We start from the raw sequence: 14,082 nt of genomic DNA, 5'->3' as shown, positions 1-14,082 counted from the left end.
ATCCAATACTGGACAATGGACGCCGTGAACGACGCCGCGAACCACACCGCCGAGCCTGTTCCCGGCCAGCCGGGCGGCAACCGCCTCTACCCCCGTGTCACCAGCTTCCGCGCTCGTCGCGGCGCGGTGTCACCGGCGCGGCAGGATGCCTGGGATCGGGTGTGGCCACGGATCGGCAAGGACGTCTCCGACGAAAAGCTGGACGCCGACGCCTGGTTCGGGCGCTCGGCACCGCTCATCATCGAGATCGGCTGCGGCACCGGCACGGCCACCGCGGCCATGGCGCAGGCCGAGCCGCAGTTCAATCTGATCGGCATCGAGGTCTACAAGCCGGGTCTGGCGCAGTTGGTGCAGCGCGTGGAGCGCGAGGGAATCGAGAACATTCGACTGCTGCGCGGGGATGCCGTGGATGTCCTGGAAAATATGATTGCTCCCGAATCGCTGACCGGGGTTCGCGTGTTCTTTCCGGATCCCTGGCCGAAGGCGCGGCATCACAAACGACGGCTGCTGCAGCCGGAAACCTTCGCACTCATCGCGACTCGCTTGATTCCGGGCGGCGTGTTGCATGTCGCTACTGATCATGCCGATTACGCGGAGTGGATCGCGCACTACGGAAATGCGGAACCGCAGCTCATCGGCATGAACGAGCCCACGGGCGGGGACCCGGAGGCCTATCGAACCAAGGCACCGATTGGTTTCGAACGCCCGATTACCAAGTTCGAAAACAAAGGACTCCGCGCGGGTAGCGCCATCACCGAGTTCATCTGGGGGAAGATCGAATCATGAGCGTCAGTGAGATGGCCCCGGAGGTCACGGAAGTTGCCGAAATAATGCACGGCACCCCGTCGGCCGAACTATCGGGCACCGCGGGCCTCGGCGGCACCGCCACTGTTGGCCTAGGTGGCACCGCCACCGATGTGCGCCGCGTCCTGCTCGTCTGGGATGCGCCGAACCTCGACATGGGCCTCGGCGCGATCCTCGGCGGTCGCCCGACCGCCGCCTACCGCCCGCGCTTCGACGCGCTGGGCCGCTGGCTGCTGGCCCGCACCGCGGAACTGTCGGTGGGCAGCAAGACCCGGGTCGAACCCGAGGCGACCGTCTTCACCAATATCGCCCCCGGAACCGCCGATGTGGTGCGCCCCTGGGTCGAGGCCCTGCGCAATGTCGGCTACGCCGTCTTCGCCAAGCCCAAGATCGACGAGGACTCCGATGTGGACAGCGACATGCTGGCCCATATCGAGTTGCGCCGTCGCGGAGCCGGTTTGGCCGGAATCATGGTGGCCTCCGCCGACGGTCAGGCGTTCCGCGCGCCGCTCGAGGAGATCGCCGCCTCCGGCGTGCCTGTTCAGGTGCTGGGTTTCCGCGAGCACGCGAGTTGGGCCGTCACGTCGGATATTCTCGAGTTCATCGACCTCGAGGACATCCCGGGCGTGTTCCGTGAACCGCTGCCCCGGGTCAGCCTCGACTCGCTGCCCGACGAGGGAGCCTGGTTGCAGCCGTTCCGGCCGCTGTCGGCCCTGCTCACCTCCCGCCCCGCTCAAGGAGTCGCTTAGTGTTCACCCGCTGGGGCGACCTGGTCTACAAGCTGCGATACACCGTTCTGGGTGTGGTTGTGGCGGCACTGCTCTCACTCGGCGCGTTCGGTTTCGGGTTGGAGGACCATCTCAGCTCCAGCGGATGGGACGACCCCACCTCGCAGTCCACCGCGGCCGCAGTGCTGCGCGATCAGGTCTACGGGCGCGATCACGGCAGCGACATCGTGATGCTGTTCACCGCGCCGGACGGCGACACCATCGATGATCCGGCCTGGAGCCAGAAGGTCATCGACAAGCTCAACAGCCTGCCGAAGGACCATCCCGAGATCTCCGGGGTGGTCTTCGCGCCGTGGAAGCTCGACACCGGTACCCAGGTCGCGCAGGCCGCGAGCCCGGATCGCAAGCACGCCTTCGCGACGCTGGCGCTCAATGGCAACAATGACACCGAGAACATGCGCAACTACCGGAATATCAAGAACGACTTGAGCATTCCGGGCGTCAAGGTCGAGGTCGCGGGCATGGTGCCGATCGCGGGCACGCTCAACGACACCATGGCGCAGGACCAGAAGCGCATGGAGGTCATCGCGATCCCGGTGGTCGCGATCCTGCTGTTCTTCATCTTCGGCGGCATTGTCGCGGCCGCGCTGCCGCTCATCATCGGTGGTCTCACCGTGGTCGGCGCCAATGGCATCGTCATGGGGATCACCAAGTTCACCGAGGTGAATTCGTTCGTCTCCCCGGTGGTTTCGATGATCGGCCTGGGCCTGGCCATCGACTACGGCCTGTTCATCGTGAGCCGTTTCCGCGAGGAGATCGCCGACGGGTACGACACCAAATCGGCGGTGCGGCGCACCATCATGACCGCGGGACGCACCGTCGTCTTCTCCGCGACCATGATCATCGCGGCCAGCGCGGGCATGCTGCTGTTCCCGCAGGGCTTCCTGAAGTCGGTGGCCTACGGCACCATCGCGACGGTCGCGCTGGCGGCGCTGTCCGCGCTCACCATCCTGCCCGCGCTGCTGTCCATCCTGGGCAAGCGGGTGGATGCGTTGGGGCTCAAGTGGTTCCGCAAGACCAAGAGCACCGAGGAGATCGAGAACGGCTTCTGGGGCAAGCTCACCGCGTGGGTGATGAAGCACCCGCTCAAGGTGGCCATTCCGATCACCGTCGGCCTGCTGCTGCTCATCATCCCGGTGAAGAACCTGGCCTTCGGCGGCATCAGCGAAACCTATCTGCCGCCGGACAATCCGACCCGCCTGGCGCAGCAGCACTTCGACGAAGTCTTCCCGATGCGCAAGTCGGATCCGCTGCTGCTGGTCATCGTCACCGACAACAGCCGCAATGTCGGGCCGATCATCAGCGAGGCGAATGCCGATACGCCGGGCCTGATCTCGACCGGCAAGTTCCAGATCCCGACGCAGAAGCCGCCGAACGGCTCCAATGTCTGGGTTTCCGAGGGCCGCCTCGAGAAGGGCGCGGACGCCAATGCGGCCATCGCCGCGCTGCGCGCCATGGAGGTGCCCGACGACGCGGAGGTCATGGTCACCGGCCAGCCCGCCATTCAGGCCGACTCCATCAACGCGCTGGAAGAGCGCATGCCGTTGATGATCGCGCTGGTGGTGTTGGTGACGACCATCCTGATGTTCCTCACCTTCGGCTCGCTGGTGCTGCCCATCAAGGCCGCGCTCATGAGCGCGCTCGGCCTGGGTTCCACGCTGGGCATCCTGACCTGGATCTTCATCGACGGCCATGGCGCGAGCCTGCTGAACTTCACGCCGCAGCCGATCATGTCGCCGGTGCTGGTGCTGATCATCTCCGTGGTCTACGGCCTATCCATCGACTACGAGGTCTTCCTGCTCTCCCGCATGGTCGAGGCGCGCACCCAGGGCGCGAGCACGACCGAGGCGGTGCGCTCCGGCACCGCGCAGACCGGCCGCATCATTACCGCGGCCGCGCTCATCCTGCTGGTGGTCACCGGCGCGTTCGCCTTCTCCGATCTGGTGATGATGCAGTACATCGCCTACGGCATGGTGGCGGCGCTGTTCATCGACGCGACCGTGCTGCGCATGCTGCTGGTCCCGGCCACCATGAAGCTGCTCGGCGACGACTGCTGGTGGGCGCCCAAGTGGATGAAGAAGATTCAGCAGAAGATCGGCCTGGGCGAGCCCATTCTCGACGATGAGCGACCCGGCGGCGGGGAGGTGGTCGACCTGGTCAAGACCACCCCGATCACCGACCCGGTCACCATGCAGATCCCCATGGTCACCGACGGTTCCGCGCCCGCGCGGCCGCGCAAGCCGCGTCCGCGCCGCACCGTCGACATCGACAGTGAGGCCCCGACCCAGCGCATCGACCGCGCCGAGCCCACACCGCCCGCCGCCACACCGGCTCCCGAGGCCGATCGGCCCGCGCCCGGATTCCCTTCCGCCACAGCGCGTCCCGGCCACGGGGTGACACCGTCGTCGCGCCCGGCGCCGGACTTCGTCGCGAAGCCGAGCGGCACCGCCACCCCGAGCCCGCTCTCCGGGCTGGTCTCGACGCCCGAATCCGATTCCGGCACCGACACTTCCGGCAAGGCCGACCAGACGTCTTCGACCCGTGGACCCGAATCCGGTTCCGCCGCACCGCTGACCAATCTCGGCGGCCCGGCGGAGTCCGGCGGCGCGCTCCCGCCGCGCCGGGTCACCAGTGCGGCGTCCCCGGACGCGCCGACCACCGATCTCGGTTCCGGCTCGTCGGCGCGCGGTCCGGTGGCTCCGCACCCGATCGGCGACTTCGCTTCTCCCGGTAAGGGAGCCGCGCGCGGTCAGGACGGCGCCTTCACGCCGCCGCCCGCACCGTCCGCCGCACAGCCGACCGGGCTGCCGTCGATCTCGGAACCCACCGCGCCCGCCGCGCCGAGCGATGCACCGCCTCCCGTGGTCGGCTCCGAGCGGGTGTTGCCCCCGTCGGCACCGTCCGCGCCGCCCACCCCCAAGCTCCCGCCGCATCCGGCGACGCGGGCCCAGCTGTACCAGCCGCAGTCGCCCGAGACCGAGCAGCCCGCGGAAGCTGTTGCCCCGGAGGAACATCCGACGCAGCACGCCGCGCCGGAGCAGCCCCAGGGCGGCAACCGCAGCAGCATCGAGGGCTGGATGTCGGACCTGCGCTCCGCGCGCCGCCGCCCCAAGCCCGACGAGGACGCCAAGCACCGCGGCGGTGAGGGCCGCCAGGTCAGCGTCAACGAACTGCTGCGTCGCCAGAACCGCGACTGAGCGCGACACCGCGAACGCCCGGCCGAATTCTCGGCCGGGCGTTCGTTTTTCGTGCGGATCACGCGGTGGGCGTGCGGGTGTCCACGTCGGCGAAGGCGCGCGCGTAGCGGGTGCCGACCAGGAGCAGCAGGACGCCGACCACCAGGAAGGCACCGGCCCGCAGCAGTCCGTCCAGGGTCGCCAGGTCGAACAGGAACAGCTTGGCGAGCGCGGCGGCGGTGACCAGAAGTCCCGCGGCGAGTGCGACCTTCGCGCGCTGCGGGGTCCGCGACAGGCTGCGCAGGCCGTAGAGCAGGGCACCGGTCGCGCTGGCCATCCAGACCACGGTGGCGATGCCGTGACCGGCCCGGAAGCCGTCCGGGTTGCCGGTGGCGACGCCGAGGGAGACCGTCAGCGCCGTGACCGCGTACAGCCCGGCCAGACCCGCGAACACCGACAGCACGGTGGCATCGGATTCCCGATCCAGCAGGCCGAGTCGGCGGGCACTCCAACCCGCTACCGCCAGCACCGCGAGAATCATGAGCGCGGACAGCGCGGTGGAAATGCCCAGGTGCGCTGCGGCTTCCGACCGTCCGGCGAGGGTTCCGGGGTCGACGCGGTAGAAGAAGGTCATCCCCGCGAGCGCACCGTAGGCCGCCCCGAGCGCACCCGCGACCCGCGACCGCTGCTGACCCGCCACCGCGAGGAAGCCCATGGCGACAACGGACAGCGCCACCGGCAGGGTCTGCACCCGCGAGATTCCAATGCACGCCTCCAGGAGCGCGAACGCACCGGCGAGGCCGGACACCACCGCCAGGTGACCCGGAATCCGCAGGGCACCACTCAGTTTCGGAATCCAGGGCAGGGCCGCGACGACCAGCAGCACGGCCGCGAAGGACGCGGAGACGAGGACGGAACCGGTGCGGTCGAACATGATCGGCGCGGCGAGCAGCGGCAGGGTCGCGGCGGCGAAGCTCAGGCTGGCCGCGATATCCCCGGCCCGTCGCCGTCCGGCGAGTACCGCACCCACCAGCCCGGCGACCGCGATGACGGTGGCCGCGGCGAGCACCTGGATTCGCTGCACCGTCGAGGTGTCGTCACCGCTCAGCTCCAGGGCCGATGCCGCGACGGCCAACAGCGTGGTCAGTGCAGCAGGAAGGGTCCGCACCACGTGCAGGACCGGCCAGTCACGCACCGATTGCACCGGGAGAGCGGCGATCTGCAACACGATGAGGAAGCCCAGCAGCACCACCAACTCGGTGCTCACGAACGGGGCCAGCAGCGCCGCACCGAGCACCACCAGCACGGCCAGTGCCTGCGACCCCCACCGCACCGCCAGGGCGACACCCCCGGCCGCGATCCCCAACGCGACCGCGTACCCGACCACCGGGGGCAACCAGTGGTAGATCGAGGTCACCGCGATGACATCCAGGTATCCCCCTGCGATACCGGTGGCCGCCAACGCAATTCCCCCAACCTTGCCGCCCGCCTTCCCGGCGACGCGAATGGCGATGGCCACGAGCGCCCCCGAGAACAGCGCGCCCGCAACAACTCTGGGCACCGGCCCGAAGAACCCGGCCTGCGCCGCCAACACCAGCAGCATGACCACGCCGATCAACGTGACCGCCACACCGGCGACGGCCAGCACCCGGCTGATCACGCCTTCCCGCTGCCACCACGGCGCGCGAACCGGCCGGGCATACGCGCCACGCCGCTGCTGCGGTAGCGGTGGCATGGGCTTATAGGGGGGCTGCTGCGGCACCGGAGCCATCGAGCCGGGCCATACTCCGGCGGACGGAACGCCTTGGCTCGCAGTCGGTCCCGCGGTCGGCACGGACTGACCGCCCCAACCAGCAATCGGTGCGATCGGCGAATTCCGGCTGGTTCCACCACTATTCACGGACGTGAAAGGATTCCACGCAACCGCGGTCGGGCCACCGGCTGATGTGCCGGAAAACGCGGGCGGCTGGCCCGCCACCGGCGCGGGCGGCGGCGGCACGTCACGACTCGACGAACCACCGGCGGCGGTTCCACGGGCTGCCCCTCCAGGCGTGGTGCCCGGGGTCGTGATCGGATCGGGGGCCGTGGGCATGGTCGCGCCCGTCGCCTGGGGTGCGGCGGCGGGCGCGGGGGGGCGGGGTCGGCTGCTGGGTGGGGCGGGCGTTTTCGGCGACGACCTGGCAGCGGAGGGTTTCGAGGTCGCGGCCGAGGATGTTCAGGTGCTCGCTGAGCGAGGTGAATTCAGTCGACAGCCGCGCGATCAGGCGAGGATCGATGGCGAGATTCATGTCCGCCATACTTTCGACCTGGGCCTCGGCTCACATGAGTAGAACCACCCGGGCCAACCGTGATTACTACGCGAATCGGAGCGACGCGCCCGCGACGCGGGTCATGCGACGGGGCAGCGGCATATGGCCGCGGGTTGGGGGCGATCACGCGGGGCGCGCGGTGGCCGCTACGCGGGCGATGGTGGCGCGCACCTCGGCGGTGATCAGGTCCGGGGCTTCGAGCATGGGGACGTGGCCGAGGGCGGGGAGTGTGCGTACCTCGAGGGTCTGGGTGGAGGTGAGTGGGGCGTAGACGTGGGGTGGCAGGACGCGGTCGTGTGCGGGGAGCAGGATCGTGGTCGGGATTTCCAGCTCGGGCAGGCCGGTGAAACCCGTTGGGAGAGCGGGATCCTCGGCCAGGTCGTCCACGATGGCGCATTCGGTGATGGCCGCGGTCATGGCCTTGGCCAGCGGATTGGGTACCGCGGCAGGACGATTCGCCAGCAGCGGCAGCAGCAGGCTGCGCAGCAGCGTCGGCATGGTCGGCTGCCGGTCCGGACCCAGGCCGATGAGCGGGCCGAAGGCGCGGAACTTGCGCAGCAGGGAATCCGCGGCGGCCGGGGCCCGCCACAGACCGGCGGGCGCGATGGCGGTGCAGGAGCGCGCTCGACCGCGGGCCGCGAGTTCCAGGGCGACCCAGCCGCCGAGCGAATTGCCCGCGATATGCGCGGTGTCCCAACCGGATTCGTCGAGCAGCCGTTCGCAGTAGTCGACCAGCGCGCGCACGGTGGCGGGCCGGGCGGCCTCGGGCCCGCCCCAGTGGCCGGGGAAGGTGGGCGCCAGGACGGCGTGATCGGTGGCGAGTGCGTCGAGCGCCGATCCCCAGGACTGCCAGGTCAGCAGGACGCCGTGCAGCAGGAGCAGCGGTTCGCCGCCGCCGGATCGGTGCACTGCCTCCGGAACCTCGACGCCTTCCATGCCCGCGACCCTAACCGATTCCGGATCCGCTTGCCGCCGGGCCCGATTGCGCTCGGTCGCCCGGCTCGATCGCGCTCGGTCGCGGGGCGCGATCGCGCTCGGTCGCAGGGCGCGACCCGGCGGTGCGGGCGGTCACGCGCCGTTGAGGAACCGCTTCCAGTTGGTCCCGAAGGGGTGCTTGGCCTTGACCGAGCTGAAGCGCAGGGTGCCGTGCACGATGATGTGCAGCGGGCCGATGGGCGGGCCGGTGCGGACCTTGGTCTCGGCGCTGGAGGCGACCAGGTCGATGGCGTTCATATCGACGGTGGCCTCGGGCGGCACGATCAGCTCGAGCGAGCCGCAGGTGTCGTTGACGTGGATCTCGACCACCTGGGTGGACATCACGGCCTGGGTGAAGTCCAGGCGGACGCTGCCCAGCAGACTGTTGATCATCAGCGTCGGCGGCACCTGCCACGCGCCCTTGCGCTCCACGCTGGACAGGCGGGCGCGAATCACATTGCCCGGCACGGCCTGTGGCATGCGCTGCGCCGCCGCGTAGCGATGCGGCTGGTGCAGATAGCGTGGGCCCTGGTGGAAGCCGGGCGCGGGCGCCGGGGCCTGGGTGGGCTGCCCGACGAGCCGGATGCCCGGCAGATCGACCAGCACCGTATTGAGTTCGCCGCGGGTCTTGGCCGCGAGCGCGGTGTCCATGCGCTCGGTGAATTCCCCCAGCGACAGCATGCCCAGCCCCACCGCGCGCTGCAGCAGACGGCCGACATGTTCGCGTTCGACATCAGATACCCGTAGATCCCGGTCGCCGATCACGGCGTTGCCGGTAGCGATCGCGGAAACCGCTTCAGGACCTCCCATGCCTTCGAGGCTAGGCCGGTAAGGGCCGTCGGCGCATCAGGGCAATCCCTGATCCGCTCCCCCACTACTCGTCGAGTCCCTGCCCGCCTATTCGTCGAGACCCTGCTCGATGGCGTAGCGGGTCAACTCCACCCGATTGCCCAGTTGCAGTTTGCGCAGGGTGGATTGGACGTGGTTCTCGACGGTGCGGTGGCTCAGCCCCAGGCGGGTGGCGATCTGCTTGGCGGACAAGCCCTTCGCCACCATGCGCAGCACCTCGGTCTCGCGGTCGGTGAGGGCGGGGCGGTGGGGTTCGTCGCGATCGGCGGGGGTATTGGCGATGCGCCGGAACTCGCCGAGGACCAGACCGGCCAGGCCGGGGGTGAAGACGGCCTGCCCGGCGGCGGTGGCGCGGACGGCGTCGAGAAGTTCGGCGGCCGAGGCGCTCTTGACCAGGTAGCCGGTGGCACCGGCCTTGATGGCGTCGAGGACGTCGTCGCGTTCGGCCGAGGCGGACAGCACCAGCACTCGGGTGCGGGGCGAGACGCGCAGCACCTCGGCGGTGGCATCCGCGCCATTGCCGTCGGGGAGCTGCATGTCCATCAGGACCACCCGCGGCTGGACGGCGCTCGCGCGGGCCCCGGCGGCGCGGACCCCGTCGGCGGTCGCGACCACGTCGAACCCGGCCTCGACGAGGTCGCGGGCGACGCCTTCGCGCCAGATCGGGTGGTCGTCGACCACCATCACCGTGATCGGGTCCGGGTCCGCCATCTCCGCCTCCGCTCCCCTTGTCGCCATCCGGTCTCAGTGTCGCCAGCCGGTCTCAATGTCGCCGCCGCACGGGCACCCGGAATTCCCATTCCGCGCCCGCACCCTCCTCGCCCTCGACCGGGGTCGCCTCGAACAGCAGCTGCGCGGTGCCGCCGAGCGCGGCAATGCGGCCGACGATCGAGCGCGAAACACCCATGCGCCCTTGGCCTTCCGCCTCCACCAGCCGACCGGGCGGAATGCCGGGTCCGTCGTCGCGCACACTCACGATCAATTCGTCGCCGGTATCCTCCAGCAGCACATAGGCTTTCGCGCCCGGTCCGGCGTGCTGCGCCACATTGGCCAGGGCGGCGGCCACGGCGGCGGCGACCTCGCGGGCCTCCCAGCGGCCCAGGAGCACCGGATCGCCGGGGGTGGAGACGAAGACCGACGGCGTGGCCTGGGCCGTGAGCAGCGGTCGCAGATCCTCTTCCGTGCCACCGGTGTCGGGCCGTCGTCCCTGCTCGGAGATGAGCACCCGTAGCGCCACCTCCTGCTCGCCCGCGCGCTGAGCCAATTCCGCTGTGGGGCCGCCGATCTCATTGCCGCGGCGCTTGATGTAGCTGAGCACCTGGAGCACCCCGTCGTGCACTTCGCGCGCCAGGCGTTCGCGTTCCTGGGCGGCGGCGGTGAGCCGGACCGCGCGCTGCAGTTGGGCGTGCGCGCGGCGGGCGGTATTGGAGGCCAGGCCCAGGGCCAACCCGACCGAGATGAGGACGGGCAGGGTGGCGTCGCGCCAGACGTCGAAATCCCATTGGGCGCGCGCGGTGATGACCGCGCCCGAGATCAGCAGTCCCGAACAGATGCCGCCGAGCGGTCCGCGCAGAATCGCCGCGGACACCACGGCATTGGCGGCCCACAGGGTGGTGGGCAGGGTCTGGTGGCCGTGGTACCAGTCGTAGGGCGCGACCAGCCGGGTCGCGAAGATCAGCGCGATGACCACGACGTGGTCGCCGAGCACGACGGCGGTGCGCACCCGCGGGTGGTGGCGAATTCGCCACTGCGACAACAGCACCGCCGAGATGCCCGACCACACCACCATGATGGCGATGAGGAACCAGCTCAGCCGCTGATTGGTGTAGTGCGGCACCGAGGCGATCTGCTGGCCCACCGCATACAGCAGCGTGACCAGCCGGAAGGCCTGCACGGCGCGCCACAGCGGCGCGGAGGCGGCCCAGTCGGGATCGGTGTCAGTCCCCGGTGTCATAAGGGTCAGTCCCCGGTGTCACCGCTGCCGCCGGGAGGCTTCGGCGCCTGATGATCGTCCGCGGGGACCTTCGGGCGCAGCTCATCGGGATCGTCCGGATCCGCGTGGAACATGGGCTCGTGCGGATCGCCGGTGTGCAGTTCCTGGTACGCCTCTTCCGGCGAATCGGCCAGCAGCGAGCGAATGGCGGTATTGAGCACCGCCACGAACGGCACCGCGAGCAGACCGCCCGCCAGACCGGCCAGCACCACGCCCGCGGCGATCGCGAGCACCACCGCCAGGGGGTGGATGCGCACGGCGCGACCCATCAGAAGCGGTTGCAGCACATGGCCTTCCAGCTGCATGACCGCGATGGTGATGCCCAGCACGATGAGCGCGGTCACCAGGCCCTTGGTCATGAGCGCGATGAACACCGCCACCGAGCCCGCGATGAACGAGCCCACGATGGGGATGAACGCGCCGATGAAGACCAGCGAGGCCAGCGGAAGTGCCAGCGGCACACTGAGAATCGCGAGGCCCGCGCCGATGCCGATGGCGTCCACGGCCGCCACCATGACGGTGGCGCGCACGAATCCGGTCAGGGTGCCGAAGCCCAGCCGCCCGGCCGTGCGCACCCGCTCCCGGTGCGCGGTCGGAATGATCCGGGTGACGAACTCCCAGATCTGATCCCCGCCGTAGAGGAAGAAGATCAGGATGAACAGGGTCAGGAAGGCGCCGGTGAAGAACTCGCCGATGACGGTGGCGGTGGTGAGCGCGCCATTGGTCAGCGCGTCCTTGTTGGACTCGACGGTCTTGACGATGGTGTCGCCCGCATTGCGAATCTGGTCGTTGCTCAGGTGCAGCGGCCCGTTGATCAGCCAGTCCTGCACCTGATGCACGGAGGTCTTGAACTCGTCCGACAGCTGCGGCACACCGGAGACGAACTGCTCCACGACGAAGGTCATGATCCCCGCGAGCAATCCGAGCGCGCCGACCAACGCCACGAACACGCCGATCGCGCGCGGCACCCCGAAGCGCTGCATCCAATTCACCAGCGGCGCCATCAATGCCGCCCCGAGCAGCGCGATGGACATTGGAATCGTGACCGTCGACAGCTTCCGCGCCAGGTAGGCCACCGCCAGCACCGCCGCGAAGATGATGAGCAGCCGCCAGCACCACTCCGCCGCCTGCCGCACGATCGGGTGCACGGCCTCCGTGTCGCGACGGCGCACCCCGCCGGACTCGCCGGATCTGCTGGACGCCGCCTGCACCTCACTCACGTAGGCGAGCCTACTGGGTGCGGCGCGTCATTCGCGTCGGTGCGAAACGGCGTGGTTCGCATTCCGTGCCGACCGACGTTTCGGCTCGGTATTCGGTTTTCGGTATATGGGCGACCGGGAACGGCATTGGCCGCGTGCGTCGATCCGTAGGCCAATGGAGGTATCACCCGCGAGCACGAAGGAGGTCGTTCATGAGTATGTGGAGTGGACCGATCACCGCGGTCGGTCAGATCTGGATGGACGGAATCCATCACCCCATGCTGGCCAGCGTTGTCCTGCTGTTCGCGCTCATCGCGGGCGGCCTGGCGGTGGCCAGTCTGTGGGTGCCGCGGCGCTGAGCGTCCCGTCCATCCCGGTGCGCACTGGAGCTCGCACTGGAGCTTCGGAGGGGCCGGGCAGCTAGATTGGTGATCGTGTCGGCGCCCCTGGAAGCGGTCAAACAGACCATGAGGACGCGTTGGCCGCTGTACTTAGCTTCCATGCTCGCGGCCAACGCGTTCGGCGCTGTCCTGGTGTGGGCGTTCATTCAATACGGGCTGCCGGTTCCCGAGGGCGGGACCAGTGCGACCCGGCAGACCGGCTTCTTGATACCCGCGGTCGTCGTGCTGGTCGCCGGGCTGCTGAGTCTGGCCGCGTCGGCGTTCATGCTGCGGCCGGTCATGCGGTGGCAGATGCGGGGCGGCCCGCCGTCGCGACAGGAGCAGATGGCGGCGCTGCACGCGCCGCTGCGGCAGAGGCCATCGTGCACCTGGTGCTGTGGCTGGTCGGCGGCGGCGTGCTGGCGTCGTTGATCATCGTGCGCACGCCGGAGCTGGCCGCGGCGGTGATCGTCACCGAATGTATGGCCGCCACCATCGTTTTCGGCTTCACCTACATGCTGGGCGAGCGCATTCTGCGTCCGGTCGCGGCCGAGGCCCTGACCACGGGGGCCTTCGACCACACCCTGACGCCGGGCGTCGGCACCCGCATGGCCATGACCTGGGGCATGGGCACCTTCGCGCCGACCATTGCCATCGTGCTGCTGTGCGTCACCCAGATTTCTTCTCGGGTCCAGTTTTCCGCGCAGTCGCTGGCCGTCTCGATTCTGCTGTTGTGCGGTGTGGTGATCATGCAGGCGCTGGCGCTTTCCATGCTCACCGGCTCGTCCATTTCCGATCCGATCCGCCAGCTCAGCCAGGCCATCGACCGGGTGCAGGAAGGCGCGCGGGACGTGCAGGTGGAAGTTTTCGACGGCTCGGAAATCGGACTGCTGCAGGTTGGCTTCAACCGCATGATGGGTGAGGCCGCGAAACGCCGTGAACTGCAGGAATTGTTCGGCCGCCACGTCGGTGAGGACGTCGCGATCCGCGCCCTCGAGTACGGCACCGAACTCGGCGGTGAAACCCGATTCGTGGCCGTGTTGTTCGTGGATATGGTCGGTTCCACCGCCACCGCCGCGGAACGCCCGCCCACCGAAGTGGTCAGCCTGCTCAATGAGTTCTTCCGCGTCGTAGTGGATGTCATCGACCGCCATCACGGACTCATCAACAAATTCATGGGCGATGCCGCACTCGCCATCTTCGGTGCGCCGCTGGACCGCCCGGATGCCCCGACCGCGGCCCTGGCCGCCGCCCGTGAGCTGCGCGAAGCCCTGCGCGAGGTGGCCGGGCTGGATATCGGCATCGGCGTCTCGGCCGGGCTGGCCGTGGCCGGGAATATCGGTGGCGCGAATCGTTTCGAATACACGGTGATCGGCGATCCGGTGAACGAGGCCTCGCGCCTCACCGAACTCGCCAAGGACCGGCCCGAACGGGTGCTGACCTCCTCGAGCGCACTGTTTTTCGCCGACGAGAACGAGCAGCGGCATTGGCAGACCGGTGAAGAGGTGCAACTGCGCGGCCGCCGCCGGAAAACCCGTTTGGCCTGGCCGTTGGAAAGCCCCGACCCGACTGATGCAGACGAGGCGGCGGCGAGTTCGTTAGGCTGACG

Annotated in this window: 11 protein-coding genes and 1 pseudogene; 5 read left to right on the top strand and 7 right to left on the bottom strand. The window is 69.2% G+C overall.

Going from position 1 to position 14,082, the window contains the following annotated elements:
• The first annotated feature begins 15 nt into the window (after positions 1-15).
• Genes trmB through VMT40_RS07075 form a run of 3 tightly spaced genes read left to right on the top strand, consistent with a single transcriptional unit; the run spans position 16 to position 4,789 of the window.
• The gene (gene trmB, locus VMT40_RS07085) at positions 16-786 is read left to right on the top strand and encodes a tRNA (guanosine(46)-N7)-methyltransferase TrmB (protein ID WP_326357098.1); all 771 of its coding nucleotides are present in this window, start codon (positions 16-18) and stop codon (positions 784-786) included.
• Positions 783-1,553, top strand: coding sequence for an NYN domain-containing protein (locus VMT40_RS07080; protein ID WP_326357097.1), 771 nt, complete (start codon positions 783-785; stop codon positions 1,551-1,553). The genes trmB and VMT40_RS07080 overlap by 4 nt, the downstream gene beginning before the upstream one ends.
• Positions 1,553-4,789, top strand: coding sequence for an MMPL family transporter (locus VMT40_RS07075; protein ID WP_326357096.1), 3,237 nt, complete (start codon positions 1,553-1,555; stop codon positions 4,787-4,789). The genes VMT40_RS07080 and VMT40_RS07075 overlap by 1 nt, the downstream gene beginning before the upstream one ends.
• A 58-nt stretch (positions 4,790-4,847) precedes the next feature.
• On the opposite strand, the gene VMT40_RS07070 is transcribed toward VMT40_RS07075, so the two are convergent.
• The 7 genes from VMT40_RS07070 to VMT40_RS07040 form a co-directional block, all read right to left on the bottom strand.
• On the bottom strand, positions 4,848-6,503 hold the full coding sequence (locus VMT40_RS07070; protein ID WP_326357095.1) for a DUF2339 domain-containing protein: 1,656 nt from the start codon (positions 6,501-6,503) through the stop codon (positions 4,848-4,850).
• Between the two features lie 265 nt (positions 6,504-6,768).
• Positions 6,769-7,056 (bottom strand): hypothetical protein, encoded by a 288-nt coding sequence (locus VMT40_RS07065; protein WP_326357094.1) that lies wholly within the window; start codon positions 7,054-7,056, stop codon positions 6,769-6,771.
• Between the two features lie 144 nt (positions 7,057-7,200).
• Positions 7,201-8,013 (bottom strand): alpha/beta fold hydrolase, encoded by an 813-nt coding sequence (locus VMT40_RS07060; protein WP_326357093.1) that lies wholly within the window; start codon positions 8,011-8,013, stop codon positions 7,201-7,203.
• Between the two features lie 132 nt (positions 8,014-8,145).
• Positions 8,146-8,814: a DUF1707 SHOCT-like domain-containing protein gene (locus VMT40_RS07055; RefSeq protein WP_326357231.1), complete on the bottom strand. Its 669-nt coding sequence runs from the start codon at positions 8,812-8,814 to the stop codon at positions 8,146-8,148.
• A gap of 135 nt (positions 8,815-8,949) precedes the next feature.
• Positions 8,950-9,612 (bottom strand): response regulator transcription factor, encoded by a 663-nt coding sequence (locus VMT40_RS07050; RefSeq protein ID WP_326357230.1) that lies wholly within the window; start codon positions 9,610-9,612, stop codon positions 8,950-8,952.
• Positions 9,613-9,664: 52 nt separating this feature from the next.
• Positions 9,665-10,855 (bottom strand): MacS family sensor histidine kinase, encoded by a 1,191-nt coding sequence (macS, locus tag VMT40_RS07045; protein WP_326357092.1) that lies wholly within the window; start codon positions 10,853-10,855, stop codon positions 9,665-9,667.
• Positions 10,856-10,860: 5 nt separating this feature from the next.
• Positions 10,861-12,105: an AI-2E family transporter gene (locus tag VMT40_RS07040; protein ID WP_442789930.1), complete on the bottom strand. Its 1,245-nt coding sequence runs from the start codon at positions 12,103-12,105 to the stop codon at positions 10,861-10,863.
• A gap of 200 nt (positions 12,106-12,305) precedes the next feature.
• Between VMT40_RS07040 and VMT40_RS07035 the strand changes: the two genes are divergently transcribed.
• Both VMT40_RS07035 and VMT40_RS07030 read left to right on the top strand, forming a co-directional pair.
• Positions 12,306-12,452 carry a hypothetical protein gene (locus VMT40_RS07035; protein WP_326357091.1) on the top strand — a complete coding sequence of 49 codons (147 nt, stop codon included), beginning with the start codon at positions 12,306-12,308 and terminating at the stop codon, positions 12,450-12,452.
• A 108-nt stretch (positions 12,453-12,560) separates the two neighbouring features.
• Positions 12,561-14,080, top strand: a pseudogene (locus VMT40_RS07030) (adenylate/guanylate cyclase domain-containing protein).
• Positions 14,081-14,082 lie beyond the last annotated feature (2 nt).

Origin of the sequence: Nocardia sp. CDC160 (assembly GCF_035818795.1) — a bacterium.
Classification (GTDB): Bacteria; Actinomycetota; Actinomycetes; order Mycobacteriales; family Mycobacteriaceae; genus Nocardia.
Note: the sequence above shows the minus strand (reverse complement) of the source record. Positions and strands in the feature narration are given on the sequence as shown.

What these genes read in the sequence shown, in the direction of transcription:
- trmB (WP_326357098.1), top strand. Translation starts at nt 16, where the DNA reads ATGGACGCCGTGAACGACGCCGCGAACCACACCGCCGAGCCTGTTCCC.
- VMT40_RS07080 (WP_326357097.1), top strand. Translation starts at nt 783, where the DNA reads ATGAGCGTCAGTGAGATGGCCCCGGAGGTCACGGAAGTTGCCGAAATA.
- VMT40_RS07070 (WP_326357095.1), bottom strand. Translation starts at nt 6,503, where the DNA reads ATGCCACCGCTACCGCAGCAGCGGCGTGGCGCGTATGCCCGGCCGGTT.
- VMT40_RS07065 (WP_326357094.1), bottom strand. Translation starts at nt 7,056, where the DNA reads ATGAATCTCGCCATCGATCCTCGCCTGATCGCGCGGCTGTCGACTGAA.
- VMT40_RS07060 (WP_326357093.1), bottom strand. Translation starts at nt 8,013, where the DNA reads ATGGAAGGCGTCGAGGTTCCGGAGGCAGTGCACCGATCCGGCGGCGGC.
- VMT40_RS07050 (WP_326357230.1), bottom strand. Translation starts at nt 9,612, where the DNA reads ATGGCGGACCCGGACCCGATCACGGTGATGGTGGTCGACGACCACCCG.
- macS (WP_326357092.1), bottom strand. Translation starts at nt 10,855, where the DNA reads ATGACACCGGGGACTGACACCGATCCCGACTGGGCCGCCTCCGCGCCG.
- VMT40_RS07035 (WP_326357091.1), top strand. Translation starts at nt 12,306, where the DNA reads ATGAGTATGTGGAGTGGACCGATCACCGCGGTCGGTCAGATCTGGATG.